Source organism: Thermofilaceae archaeon (assembly GCA_038731975.1).
In the GTDB taxonomy this organism is placed as follows: domain Archaea; phylum Thermoproteota; class Thermoprotei; order Thermofilales; family Thermofilaceae; genus JANXEW01.
Genome location: JAVYQJ010000001.1, coordinates 58928 through 71542 on the forward strand (window position 1 = coordinate 58928; position 12615 = coordinate 71542).

General features: G+C 55.2%; 14 protein-coding genes and 3 tRNA genes. 8 read left to right on the plus strand and 9 right to left on the minus strand.

What is annotated here, in order from left to right:
* Window positions 1-2: 2 nt before the first annotated feature.
* A tRNA-Val gene (locus QXF46_00305) sits at window positions 3-117 on the minus strand.
* 51 nt (window positions 118-168) lie between these two features.
* Here QXF46_00305 and QXF46_00310 point away from each other — a divergent pair.
* Window positions 169-480 (plus strand): GNAT family N-acetyltransferase, encoded by a 312-nt coding sequence (locus QXF46_00310; protein ID MEM0225311.1) that lies wholly within the window; start codon window positions 169-171, stop codon window positions 478-480.
* Here QXF46_00310 and QXF46_00315 read toward each other — a convergent pair.
* Window positions 477-989: a 2'-5' RNA ligase family protein gene (locus QXF46_00315; protein MEM0225312.1), complete on the minus strand. Its 513-nt coding sequence runs from the start codon at window positions 987-989 to the stop codon at window positions 477-479. The two genes, QXF46_00310 and QXF46_00315, sit on opposite strands and share 4 nt — an antisense overlap.
* Entirely contained in the window at window positions 986-1564 is a 579-nt protein-coding gene (locus tag QXF46_00320; GenBank protein ID MEM0225313.1) for a hypothetical protein, read from the minus strand. Before QXF46_00320 ends, QXF46_00315 begins: the two co-directional genes overlap by 4 nt.
* A gap of 88 nt (window positions 1565-1652) precedes the next feature.
* Between QXF46_00320 and QXF46_00325 the strand changes: the two genes are divergently transcribed.
* Window positions 1653-2249, plus strand: a complete 597-nt coding sequence (locus tag QXF46_00325) for a winged helix-turn-helix domain-containing protein (protein ID MEM0225314.1) — start codon at window positions 1653-1655, stop codon at window positions 2247-2249.
* Window positions 2242-3195 carry a mevalonate kinase gene (gene mvk, locus QXF46_00330; protein MEM0225315.1) on the plus strand — a complete coding sequence of 318 codons (954 nt, stop codon included), beginning with the start codon at window positions 2242-2244 and terminating at the stop codon, window positions 3193-3195. The genes QXF46_00325 and mvk overlap by 8 nt, the downstream gene beginning before the upstream one ends.
* Before the next feature lie 67 nt (window positions 3196-3262).
* Here the strand turns inward: mvk and QXF46_00335 are convergent.
* Window positions 3263-3359: transfer RNA gene (locus tag QXF46_00335), tRNA-Gly, on the minus strand.
* 159 nt (window positions 3360-3518) lie between these two features.
* Between QXF46_00335 and QXF46_00340 the strand changes: the two genes are divergently transcribed.
* Window positions 3519-3637 (plus strand) — tRNA-Met (locus QXF46_00340).
* A 133-nt stretch (window positions 3638-3770) separates the two neighbouring features.
* Here the strand turns inward: QXF46_00340 and QXF46_00345 are convergent.
* On the minus strand, window positions 3771-4739 hold the full coding sequence (locus QXF46_00345) for a DHHA1 domain-containing protein (GenBank protein ID MEM0225316.1): 969 nt from the start codon (window positions 4737-4739) through the stop codon (window positions 3771-3773).
* 62 nt (window positions 4740-4801) lie between these two features.
* On the opposite strand from QXF46_00345, the gene QXF46_00350 reads away from it, so the two are divergent.
* Entirely contained in the window at window positions 4802-5344 is a 543-nt protein-coding gene (locus QXF46_00350) for an ASCH domain-containing protein (GenBank protein MEM0225317.1), read from the plus strand.
* Here the strand turns inward: QXF46_00350 and QXF46_00355 are convergent.
* Both QXF46_00355 and QXF46_00360 read right to left on the minus strand, forming a co-directional pair.
* A complete protein-coding gene (locus tag QXF46_00355; protein MEM0225318.1) occupies window positions 5324-7174 on the minus strand; it encodes a type IA DNA topoisomerase in 1851 nt (616 codons plus the stop codon). The genes QXF46_00350 and QXF46_00355 overlap by 21 nt on opposite strands.
* 9 nt (window positions 7175-7183) lie before the next feature.
* The gene (locus QXF46_00360) at window positions 7184-8323 is read right to left on the minus strand and encodes a PhoH family protein (GenBank protein MEM0225319.1); all 1140 of its coding nucleotides are present in this window, start codon (window positions 8321-8323) and stop codon (window positions 7184-7186) included.
* A gap of 135 nt (window positions 8324-8458) precedes the next feature.
* Between QXF46_00360 and QXF46_00365 the strand changes: the two genes are divergently transcribed.
* Entirely contained in the window at window positions 8459-8836 is a 378-nt protein-coding gene (locus tag QXF46_00365; GenBank protein ID MEM0225320.1) for a hypothetical protein, read from the plus strand.
* A gap of 13 nt (window positions 8837-8849) precedes the next feature.
* On the opposite strand, the gene QXF46_00370 is transcribed toward QXF46_00365, so the two are convergent.
* Window positions 8850-9572, minus strand: a complete 723-nt coding sequence (locus tag QXF46_00370; protein MEM0225321.1) for a metallophosphoesterase — start codon at window positions 9570-9572, stop codon at window positions 8850-8852.
* Window positions 9573-9706: 134 nt separating this feature from the next.
* On the opposite strand from QXF46_00370, the gene QXF46_00375 reads away from it, so the two are divergent.
* On the plus strand, window positions 9707-10120 hold the full coding sequence (locus tag QXF46_00375; protein MEM0225322.1) for a hypothetical protein: 414 nt from the start codon (window positions 9707-9709) through the stop codon (window positions 10118-10120).
* On the opposite strand, the gene QXF46_00380 is transcribed toward QXF46_00375, so the two are convergent.
* A complete protein-coding gene (locus QXF46_00380; protein ID MEM0225323.1) occupies window positions 10109-11320 on the minus strand; it encodes an FAD/NAD(P)-binding oxidoreductase in 1212 nt (403 codons plus the stop codon). The two genes, QXF46_00375 and QXF46_00380, sit on opposite strands and share 12 nt — an antisense overlap.
* Window positions 11321-11376: 56 nt before the next feature.
* Between QXF46_00380 and QXF46_00385 the strand changes: the two genes are divergently transcribed.
* Window positions 11377-12591: a redox-regulated ATPase YchF gene (locus tag QXF46_00385; protein ID MEM0225324.1), complete on the plus strand. Its 1215-nt coding sequence runs from the start codon at window positions 11377-11379 to the stop codon at window positions 12589-12591.
* Window positions 12592-12615: the final 24 nt, after the last annotated feature.

The window sequence follows — 12615 nt, forward strand, 5'->3', positions numbered from 1 at the left end:
CTTGGTGGGCCCGCCGGGATTCGAACCCGGGACCTCCCGCGCTCCTAGTCCGATTGACCCGCTCAGCTGCAACCCGAAGCTTGTAAGGCGGGCGCCCCACCGCTGGGCCACGGGCCCGCGTGACCCTTAAGCAGGCAATTTAAATAATCTGCTGTGCCCTTGCCGCCTGTGAGCTACGAGTACGAGGTTATACACAGGCCGGAGCTGGGAAAATTCCTCATACGATTGGCGCCCGGAACCTTTGCCTTCTTAGGCTATGAAATAAGGGAGGGCAAGATGTACATAACGAAGACTTACACTCCGCCCGAGTTCAGGGGAAGAGGGATTGCGACCCGCTTAACCGATTACGCGGTGAACTGGGCTAGAGAGAACGGCTACAAGATTGTTCCTGTGTGTAGCTTCGCCGTCAACTACTTCAAAAAGAATAAGGAGCTGCAGCACTTACTAGACGAGGAGGGGTTCCGCGCGCTTCAGGGCTAACAGAGATCGATGCAGCACACCGCCCTAACGACACCCTCCCTAGCGGACATCAGGCAGAGCTTATCGACGATGATACTCTCGCTCATCGTCCGGCTGGCTTTAACAGCCTTCAGTACTGCCTCATACAGATCAATGCTGGCCTTTTTCCGCGTATGAGCAATCGAAACATGCGGTCTGAACGTCCCGTACCGCTCCTCGCAGTTAGGAAAGAGCTGGGACAGCCCGTCGCGTAGCCTAGCGAGCAGCAGCTGGCTATCGAGCGTGGGGACTGCAGCTAGGTACCGCGGCTTGGTCTCGTTCGGGAATGCTTGAAGCCCTTGGAATTCCAGTCTAAGCTTTGTATGCCGTACGCTCGAGAACCTGATACATGCTCCTATGGGGTCGGGCAGATAGCCTAAATAGAGGAGCGTTAAGTGCCTCTGCTCGACGGGTAGCGGAGTAAAATCCGGTGGTATGAAGCGGTCGAACCTCGTTAATGGGGCGAAGAAGCCGATGAAGTAGGTCGTCATGCTAGCGGTGAGATGAGGGGTAGCAGGTATTCTTTCACCGTGGATGAGATGTCCTCCGCCGAGATCTTGGACAAGGCAACGATTGTACAGGAGTTGCTGACTCCGAGCACCAGACCCTCACTCGTCTGGAAGAGGACGTATCGGATCTCGCTTGTCGCGGCGAATTCCTTGTAGAGCTCGCTGTCGGAGACCGCCGCTCCCGAAAGAACGACCCTGCGGAGCCCTGGAACCCTTACCATGTCGAAGACCACAAGCTTGATCACGCTGCCAGCGAAGGCGTCTAGAACCTTTTCAGGGCGCAAGGTGACTTCCAGGACTTCCACGTTGGCTAAGCGCGATAGCATCCTCGCGGCCTTTGCAGCCCTTCTTCTACCGGCAAACACTATGAGGAAGGGTTTCCCCCGGAAGTTGTAGATCTCGAAGGGGACTTTCAAACCCTCGGCTAGCTCCACGGAGCCTACAGCACCCGTGCCCGTCCTCCGGGCGGCGACTCCCGGGGAGCCCTCCTCGAGCGCCTCGATGATGCGGTCTAGCGTTGTGCCCTTCAACTCGTACACTTTGCAGGCTAGCGGCATTCCCCATGGAAACTCCCCAATGCTGTAGTAAAGGTTAACGCGCAACTTTGTACGCAGGTTTAAAAACTACAAGTTGAAGCGGAGCCTAATGTCCGCTGGCGAGGTAGTCGTCATCAGAGACCCAGCGGTAGCTAAGCTCCTCGCGGACGACACCAGAAGGAGGATTCTCTCCCTGCTCAGGTACGCCGAGATGACACCCCAGCAGCTGGCGAAGGTTCTCGGTAAGAACGTTTCATCAATCACCCACCACCTCTCCGTTCTCGAGCAGGGAGGTCTCGTTAAGGTGGTGAAGGTGAGCAAGAGGGGTAACCTCCTAGTCAAGTGGTACAGGGCTACAGCCCGCAGGTTCATCGTCTCCTACGAGCTGGCGGAAGGCTTGATCCCCGGCAGCGAGGACTACGCCTCAATCGTTGAGGAGCGCGCTAAAGCTGCGGCCGCCAATCTGGCGGCTATGGCGCCCCACTTAAGGGACAAGATACCCGAGCTGGCGGAGCTCATAAGGAAGGTACACGTCCTCTGGATCGAAGCTTACGAGAAGGCTATGGAGAAGTGCCCGAAGGAGGGGGATGCCTGCACCAACGATATGACTGTCAAAACCCTAGCGGCTGTGCTCCTGTATAAGAAGCCCGAGTACAACGCGACCCTGAAGCGCCTCGCGGAAGTGCTCGGTGATCTCGTTGGTTAAAGCCAGCGCCCCGGCAAAGACTATACTCGTCGGCGAGCACTTCGTCGTAGCCGGCTGCCCCGCGATCGCTGCGGCTGTCGATGTGCGCGCAACAGTTGAGGCTGAGAGGTTGAGCACTAGTGGGATCGTTGAAGTGGACTCCAGAGAGCTGGGGAGGCAGGTATTCGAGACAGGCAAGGCGGCCAGCGGCCCCCTCTACCCGGTGTACGTGGCAGCCAGTGAGGTCCTGAAGCTCGCTGGCTGCAACATCGGCCTTAGGCTGCGAGTGGAGTCGGGCATTCCGCCCTCATCGGGCATGGGCTCGTCGGCGGCAGTAGCGGTAGCGACCGTTACGGCTGTTGCCGCACTGCTCGGGATCTCCCTACCCCCCGACGAGATATCTAGGGTAGCCTATGCGGCCGAGACGCTAGTCCACGGGAGGCCCAGCGGCATAGACAACACGGTCTCAACCTACGGCGGCGTCATCTACTACAAGAGGGGGCAGGGTTTCACCAAGCTTAAGGCGGATCTAAGCCCCGTCCGCATCATACTGGCGGACAGCGGCATACAGCGGTCCACTGGCGAGCTCGTCTCCAAGGTTCTCGCGCTTAAAGCCAGGCACGCTAGCATCCTAGACCACGTCTACGAAGCGGCGGCAAACCTCGCGGAAGCGGCTAAGGTGGCGATAGAGCGCGGCGACTACCCCACGCTGGGCGAGCTGATGAACATCAACCACGGGCTCCTCAGCGCGATCGGAGTTTCGAACGTGAAGCTAGAGGAGTTGGTGTACGCTGCCCGCCAAGCCGGAGCCCTCGGAGCCAAGATAACGGGCGCGGGAGGTGGAGGAATGGTACTCGCGCTAGCCTGGAGCGAGGACGCGGGAAAAGTCGCACAAGCGCTCTCTAGACTATCGGAGCGAGTAATCGTAGCTACCATAAGCCAGGAGGGAGCAAGATTAGAAGCCTAGGTGGGATTTCCCAGACGTGGGCGAACGAATAGGGCGCTGCTTAAACTTTTTTGCTAAGGGAAACCGATGGTGCGGCCGCCGGGATTCGAACCCGGGTCCTCCGTGCGGTGTCCCCGCTCTCCGGCGTGGCAGGCCGGCGTCCTACCAGACTAGACTACGGCCGCTCTCAAGGGATTGCCGCTGGGAACGCTTTAAGGCTTTCGCGCCTTCCAGCGCCATCTGTACGCTGCCGTATTCGTCTGATGTTTGGCTATGAGTGCTCCTACGCGCCGTTTTCTAGGCTAGCGAAGAGTTTAAGTGGGCCTGTGCAACTTCTCTCCCTAGCCGGGGTCGCCTAGCCTGGTCGAGGGCGCCGGACTCATAATCCGGGCCCGGGATAGGATATCCGGTTAGCGGAAGTCCCGCCCGGAGAACCCGGGTTCAAATCCCGGCCCCGGCACCACCTCAAAAACTCGAGTCCAATCCACTAGTGTTTCAGCCCACCTTGTGCAGTACTCTGGCTCGGCAGGGTTTTCCGAGTAACGTGTTTGATATTGAATTGCTTATAATTCAGTTAGATTATTTAAACTTAATAGTCAATCAAGCTCTCTTCTAATTATCTCGCAGATCCTCTGCAGTAATGCATCACCCGCAGCAGCTGGTACGCGTAGCGCGGCAGCTTTAGGATGCCCTCCTCCCCCTCCACCGTGCTCGACAGCCGCGGGAATGAGCTCTTTGAGTGCGTCAAAGTCGAGGTCGCGTGGGACTCTACATGTTGCGACGACACTCTGCTCGCTGGGTGCGAAGAGCAGCACTGTTACCTTGCGTTTTGCTTGGGCTATGCTGGCGGCGAGGCGGCCGGCGAGACCCGCGAGCTTCACATCCCTCGCGTCGATCACTAAACCTTTCTTGGTTTCAAGAACAATATTTTCGTTAACCTTCTTGAGTTTTTCAGTGAGGATCTTTTCTGATTCCTCAGCCAGCAGCGCTACATCGTCGTTGACAAGCCTCTTCTCCTTCACCCACATATTGACGATAGCCTTCTTGTACTCGTCCTTCACCGATGGCGCGCTCAAGGCGGCAGAGAGCGAGTCAGCTAACACTGCCAGCTCCGCGTCGCCTTCAGCGACACCGTCGCCAATCTCGCCGAGCTTTGCCAGTTTGGAGTAGAAGGCTGGGTCATCCGTCGCGTCTGCAAATGCTTCCCTCACGATCGTTGAAGCACTACCATTGCTCGTGTACAGCAGCGAGACGCCGAGTGTTGTCAGCTCGAAAGCGCGCTTGACTGTAGCGGGGTGGTGGTCGATCCACAGGATCCTGCATTTCTGCTCCACTAGAGCCTTCACAGCGCTCTCGAGCGTGGGCCATGCTGCGCTGTCCACGCCCAAGTCCACGATCACTATCATGCGAGGCTTCACAGCGCTCAACTTGAGCAACGTTCTGGCGAGCGTGTAGGGTTGAGCGATCTCCAGGCTCACCTTCTCTCCTTTCCTCCTAAGAGCAGCCATTACGACGGCCGCTGATGCCAGCCCATCTAGGTCCCCATGCGCAACGACGATACTCACGCTGGTAAAGTGCGGGTAGAACATTTAAACCATTAGACCGAGAGTATTTGAGCGCGACGGCGATGCCGACGGTGGTCAGGCAACTTAACGAAAGCCTATCCTTCAAAAAGGTGTACCTAGAGAAGGTTTTCGCGAATGGCAAGACGATCACTATTCGATGGGGTTTGGTGAAGCCGACGAGGCACCACGTTTTCATTGAGTGCCGGGGCTTGATATACGCTAGGGCCCGCATTAAGGGCTTCAAGCATCTCCGCTTCCGCGAGCTGAGGAGTGAGTCATTGGCCAGCATGGACGGCTTCTCGAGCTACCACGAGATGCTTCGCGACCTCCGCCGCATCTACCCATTCGTGAAGGATGACGACTGGGTCACAGTGATCGAGTTTGAAGTGCTGGAGAGACTGGAGAAACCGGTTTCAAAGGAGTGGTTGACAAAGACAGCTGCAACAGCATCTCGGGAGGCTTTAGCGAGGGGCGTGTACAGGGATCCCCGCGAGCGCGTTGCGCTAGCCAATGTAGCCGCGGGCAGGGGGATTCTTGAAGCGCTGGAGGTGAGCGGCGTCTCCCTTGCGAGATTTATCGAGATTTTAGCTTCCCTTAGGCTTTGAGCGTGAGCCGTAGACAGCGTTCACCCCTTGCAGCAGTATGGGGGTTATCTTGTGCTCAGACTCCCTCAGTTTTATGAAGTGCCTCATGAACTCCGCTTTCACACTTTCAATGACTCGATCTGGATCGGCTGTACCTTCAGCTATCTTACTGAGCTCGGCCTCCATTCTACCGCGCACCTCCGGTAGCACGGTCTCAGGCGCGACCTCGGATAGTGCGAGGATTAGCGCTTTACCGAGTGGGGTGGGTATGCACTGCTTTCTTACAACCTCGAAGTACTTCCTCTCGATGTTCGTGTGTATGTGCTCCTGCATCGTTGCATCGGTACCAATACCGTAGCGCTTCATCAGTCGAAGAAGCTCAGCTTCGCTCAAGTAGGGGGGTGGTTTGGTCTCCAGCTCGGCGATCTTCGCTTCGATGAGATCGACTCGAAGCCCCTTCTCAAGGCGCGGGAGAACAGTTTCACGGGGTCTTTCGAAGGGGTACACTATAGTGTAGCCCGGGTCTAGGATCCTTAAGCCCTCGGCTGTCAGTTTTATGCCGCCCACTTCGACTGCGATGAGCTGATCTTCAATCCTCATGGGAGGGCTAAGGGTGGCTAGGAAGTGCCTAACGACCAGGTCGTAGAGCTTGAATCCCTCTTCGCCGAAGCGCTTCACCACCTCCTCTCGCTTAACGTATCGGAGCGGATAGATGGGCGGGTGCGCGCCATCATCCTCTCTACCCTGCCTCACTCTAAGTGTAGGTTTTGAGAGAATAACGCTGCGTACAAAGGGTCCCAGATCCTCGTGAGTCGTGAACAACGAAGCTATGGCCCGAAGGTTGAGGGTTGGAGGGTATATCGTGGTGTCAGTGCGCGGGTAGGAGATCAACCCCTCCTGGTAGAGGTCCTCAGCTATGTCCATCGCGCGCTTGGGACGAATGTTCAGGAACCTACTAGCCCTTCGCTCCATCTCTACCGTGGCTAGGGGCTCGGGAGGCTCGATTACCCTCTCCTTGTACGCGGCCTCCACTACGACTCCTATCGGTTTCTTAAGGAGTTGAGAAGCTGCTGCCTGAGCCTCCTCTCTACTATCGAACTTCCTCTCGCTCTTAACTCTAAGCTTGTGTTCTGAGATCTTTACGGTAGCGACGATTTGATAGTACTTTTTCTTTTTGAATTGCTCCCTTTCAATCGCCCGCTTGACGACTAGGTAGAGCACCGGCGTCTGGCAAGGCCCGTAACTTATGAAACGCCCACGAGGGAGACCTCCGTTCTGCTTCTCCACGGCTAGCGTCAGCAGGCGTGTGAAGGCCGCTCCGATCGTTAAATCTAGCACCATGCGCGCGAAAACCTTGTTGGCCCAGCGGGGGTTAGGTTGGCGGGGTTGCATAATCGCATTGAGGAGATCCTCCTTCGTAACAGCTGCAAACCAGGCTCTCTCAAACCGCAGGCTCGGGTTAGCTCTTCTCATCACCTCCATGACCTCGAAGGCTATAGCTTCTCCCTCAGTGTCCGCATCGAGGGCTAGAACCACGGTGGTCGTCTGCTTGGCCAGCTGTTGCAAGGCTTTAACGTACTTCAGCATCCCCTCTCTGAGCGTCATAACCGGTTTCAGCTTGAACAACTCAAGGGGGTCCACGCTGTGCCACTTGTTGTACTCGGGTGGGAAATCGAAGTCCATCAAGTGACCGCGAATACCTATTGAAGCCCAAATACGGCCATCCCGCTTGAACGTGTAAACACGGGTCCCCGAGATCTCCGTTATCGATGGTCGACCTTCGGCTAAGTATACCGCGAAGGCTCGGGCAACACCGGGTTTTTCAGCGACGATTACCTTGTGAAACTTCATAACTGATCTTTATTTTCTCTCTTTTTTCTTTCTAGTTTCCTTTTTCTCTAATTCAACGCTCTTTACTTTAACTCCTATACCCAAAAGATTATGGAAAGTTTCATCGAGGAATCTGATGAAAGCGCCCTTCTGCCCGACAAACGCACCAAGGTTTTCCGAGTCTACTTCCACTTCCAAGTTTGTCGCGATGATGTCAACCCCACCTATGTACCTTCTAATCCACCCGACTGGGTGTATCGCAGTGATCAGCTGTTTAAGGTCGAGCGTAAGTTCTACACCCCGTAGTGATAAGCCGCTCTCCTTTTCGATCCTTTCGATGCGCTCACCACCCTTGCCTATCAGGCGGCCCAGGTAACCCTCCTTCGATATCAGAATAGCGTCCGGCGATGTCTTGATCGAGTACTTCTCCTTGAAGGGCCTTAGATCCACGACGCTCACCAGTTGTGCGTCGGGTGCATGGGTGTAAGCCAGACTGAGCAGTTTTTTCTCCTCCTCGCTCAACGCCCTCGCCCTGACGCGAGCCTCTAACGCAAGCTTGAACGCCCTTTTAGCTCCAGGTCTCACGATGTCATGGATGCCAAAGTCCACCACAAAGGTTCTATCGAGTCCCAACAGCAGCTCACGAGCCACGGCTGCTCCATTGGAGGCGCTCCACGCTTGGAAGACCGGATCCCCGGCGATCACAAGCTTGGACGAGTTGCCTAACCTCAGTAGAGCCTCGTGCACCACTTCTGGCGGCACGTGTTGAGCGTCGTCAAGGAAGAGCAACGTATTATCGAAAGTTCTACCAAACAGGAAGCTGGGGTCCGCTAAAAGTATCTTCCCCTCATTGAGTAGCCTCCTAACATGCTCGCTGCCGTATATGCCGCCCACTAGATCGTACAAGTATGAAGCCGCCAGATCGAAGAAGAGGTTGCCGAGCTCAATGGCTGTGTACCTCTTCCCGCTGCTCACATCGACGAGAGGGCGCACTATGACGAAGCGCGAGTACTTACCCTCACTGATCGCTTTTATGGCGAATAAGCAGGTTATGAAGCTCTTTCCAGTCCCGCTCGGCCCAAAAGCTCCCACAACGTCGACGTCACGGCTCTCAAGTGCGGCCAGGAACTGCTTCTGTTTTTCGTTAGCGGGGACTACCTCACCACTCATACTCTCCGAGTCTTTCGAAAACCTTTAAAGAGTTATTCTGAGTTTTGCTGCGCAGGGTGACGGCTTCCGGAGTATGCGCTAACTTTATAGATGTACAATGAAGGCATAGTGTACACTAAGCGGCAGGGGTCGACCGTGGCTAAGCCGTACCTCGTGAAGGTAAAGAGTGTCGAAGATTTGGTTAACGTAGCTGTTGCTGCGCAGCTTTTCATCGTACATCGAGTAAACGTTGATGCCAGAAGCGTTCTCTATGTGCCTTTCCCAGCTTACGATGCTGTATCGATATACTACTGCGAAACCGAGGGCGTGATTGCAGGGAAATACCTGTTGTTCAACAGGTTCACCGGGGAAGTTCAAGTAAGTGAAAGTTACGTTAACGATAGCAAATACATCGTGATACCTATAGTCGAGGTGCTAGAACAGGAGATCTTACCGAAGGAGCTCCTCGAAAGGAGCCGGCAAAAGAAAGGAAAGAAGAAATCGAAGGAGAAGCAAACGGTTGTTTTACATTAAGTTTAGTACAGGTTCAGAAGAACTCTTCTAAGCCAATCTTAGTAGGCAGCTCTATCGAAGTGACCCCTTTAACGGTGGGAAGAGCCACATTGTAGACTTTAGTTATGCCGATCTGCGTAAAAGTACTCGTGCTATTGTGAGCGTGCCCGTGAATTACCAGCTCCGGCTGGTAGCGTAGGATCGCTTCTGTTAACCGTCGCGATCCCATCTGGGTCCAAATGCTCGGGCGTTCGCCATTCAGCGTTGAGCAGATAGGGGCATAGTGTGTAAGCAGGATGGTGTAGCGGGCTCTCTTCTTAGCCTCGACGAGCAAGTTGACGATTGTCTTGAGACGCTGCTCGTAGATGGCCTTGATGTTCGGTATGTTCCTCCTTTGCCAAGCAGTCGGTTCGTCTAAAACGCCGCGCGTGCCGATGATGGAGAATGAGAAGCCCTTTACTTCAAGGCTGACCAACTCGTCCTTAAGCCATAATACTTCGGAGCAAATGCTTCTCAGCTCTTTTTCAATCTCATCGTACTCCTCGTTACCGAAGATAGCGTATACAGGCCCCCTATAGACGGAACGAACAACATCCATGACGAGACGGCAATGCTGAGGAGCACCTTTATCTACGATATCGCCAGCAACTAGCACCAAGTCTGCTTGCTCGATGGCCGCAATCGAATTCTTCAGGTACTGCAGGTGTCTAGGTCCATGAACGTCGCTAAAGGCCGCGATGACGATCGAACGCCCCATTCAATGGCTTAAGTTGCACGGCCAATTTATCTTTGTTCTCTGGTAGAGCGACGCTTGCGCGATGCTTAACTGAACGCTGCGAAAGTTTCGAGGTTTTTCGCGGAGCCCAAATACCGTCGCTCCCCATAGTCTTTGTGGAAGGTTTAACGAGGACGGAAAGCCTGATCGTGGCGAGGTATTCGTCCAGGTATCCTCCGCCTAAGGCTAAGGAGCTCGCTAGCGAACTTGGAGTCTCCATCAAAACCGTCTACAAGGCACTCTACAAGTACAGGAAGCTGTACGGGCGCTTACCTTCCTCAACAGAAGATCCCTCGACTAGCGGTGGTAGGGCTTCGGTGAAAACGATGGAAGATGCCGAGGCACTACTCGAGGCGATATACGAGTTGAAAGCATCCATAGACAGGCTGAACGAAACCTTGAACAGGCTTTTAGCCACCCTATCCTCTGCAGGTACGGCGCAATGGGATCACGAGGGCTTCACAGAACTACCCAGCTTCGTCAAGGACAACCCGTGGCTTCAAATTATCGGGGATCGATCAGGGATTTAACTCGCCTGTCAGGCGCTGCGAGGTTCTGGCTAAGCTCCGCAGTATCGCCTTCCTCAGGAGAGCCTTGAACGCCTTATCGAATATGCCTTCGAAAGATGGGTTTTGCAACTCGATGGGGCTAATCGCTCGGGAGACTTCGTGGAGCTTCGCTCTCGATAGTACGATGAAGTAGAGTAAACCTAGAATCCAAGCGAATTCCTCATTGATAGCTACTTGCAGTCCCAAAACGTGGCCCTCGCGGGAGGCGATAGCCTTCAGTAAAACGTCGCTGCAGCGGCCCCACCCCCTAATTCTCGTTGCTGCTGCGTCGTAGCCTACACTTTCGGCCTCACCCATGGTGAGTCCGAAAGACGCGTAAACGCGGCCTCCGAATCTAGCGACGAAGTAACGCCTCAACAGAGGGAAGGGAGCCTTCACCTCAAACGCAGCGAAGTTCATAGCCTGTAGTAGCACCTCCTCTTCGCACGCGACACGGTGCTTAAAGCCTTCGGGCTCAACAACCTCCGTAGCTAAACCAATAGCATGCAAGTCTGATCCCACAACTCTACAGCTAGAATCGACAGGTATGAAGCCTTCCGCCGTTACTCTCCCGAGCGGTAGGCTGGGTGGATCGCCGCCGCCAAAGTTGATCAGCACAGGAGCATCAGAGGGAGGCTCGGAGACGAGTCTCACGTTTCCACCCTTTTGGAGCTCGTTGATCAGTACGGACTCTACGTCGCTATCGAACTCTTCGCAGTTCCACGTTAGCGAAACCTTCCACCCGGCCGTGGCAAGAGCGTCTACTACGGGTAGCGCAGCGACGCCACCAGTGACGAATGCTTCCTTCGCAGCCTGTAAAGCATCTCGGAGGGCTTCCGCGTCTTCAGGCTTAAGAAGGTTGACTGCTCCTCTACGATTGAGCAGCGGCCAGGCGGACACCAGCACAGCCGGCTTAGCGATCTGCCTGCCATCCACCGTTAGGTAACCATCGTCGTATGATATGGCCTCGCTCGAGGCAATGGTCACCAGGTCTGCGATCTCTAGCAGCTCTCCCGGAATCAACTCCGCTCTCTCCACGAGACCAGCGGCGTAGTAGGGCAGCAGCCGGCGTGAGTATCCAATGCTCCTGCTTGACCGGACGATTATAACCTCTTCCCGTCTGTTGATTTTTCGGATCTCGTGGGCTGCCAGGCAGGCTGCTAAATCCTCGCCGAAGATCACAATTGTCGTTGAGACCCACCAAACTGATAAATTGCGGTAAAAACCTAAGCCTATGGATGGCAAGACCCAGCGTACAGCTCGGTATCGTGGGGAAGCCTAACACTGGGAAAAGCACGTTCTTTGCGGCGGCCACGCTTCAAAGTGTCAAAATCGCTCCCTACCCATTCACCACTATTGAACCGAACGTGGGCATCGGTTACGTGAGGTTCGAGTGCGTGTGCAAGGAGTTCGGTGTAATCGATAATCCCGTTGGCTCCTTCTGCGTTAACGGTTGGCGCTTTGCGCCGGTTGAGCTGCTAGACGTGGCCGGCCTCGTGCCAGACGCGTGGCAGGGCCGTGGTTTGGGGAACAGGTTCCTCGATCACCTGAGGAGAGCCGATGCGTTAATCCACGTGGTTGATGCAGCCGGGTCGACTGACAGCGAGGGTAGGCCCGTTGAGCCGGGTAGCCACGATCCTCTCGAGGACGTCCAGTTCCTCGAGCGCGAGCTCGACATGTGGATTCTCGACATGCTCGAGAAGGATTGGAGGAGGTTTGCCATGACTATTGAAGCTACAGGGTCAAAGGTGGAGGATGAGCTCTACAAGAGGTTGAGCGGTTTAGAGGTGAGCCGAGCCTCGATAGTGGAGGCGATAGAGCACGCCGGGCTGCACAGCAAGAAACCCACTTCGTGGACGAGAGATGACCTGATCACTTTTATCCGCGAGATGAGGGTGAGAGCTAAACCGATGGTGATCGCAGCCAACAAAGCCGATTTAGCGGTTGCGGCATCTAACATCGAGAGGATGAGGGAGGCTCTTAAGAATCGCTACGTGGTCATACCTACGTCAGCCGAGTCGGAGCTGGCGCTCAGAAGGGCTGCGGCAGCGGGGCTAATAAGGTACCTCCCTGGAGACAGGGATTTCGAGGTGATCGGGAAGCTGACGGCTAAGCAGGAAGCGGCCCTCGAGTACATAAGGAAGAACGTCCTGAAAGTATGGGGCTCAACGGGTGTTCAGGAGGTGCTCAACACCACGGTCTTCAACGTTCTCGGCCGCGTAGCCGTATTCCCCGTCGCCGACGAGCAGACGCTAACGGATAGTGAGGGCAGGGTTCTTCCAGAGGTATACCTGATGAGAAGGGGGTCGACAGCAAGGGACTTAGCTTATGCTATCCACACTGATCTCGGCGACAAGTTCATAGCAGCGCTGGATGTGAGGACAAAGAGGAGGCTAGGCGCTGACGCTGTACTGCAGAACAGGATGGTCGTAAAGATTTTTGCCGGCCGCTGAGCACTTTAGTTTTATAAGCGGAGC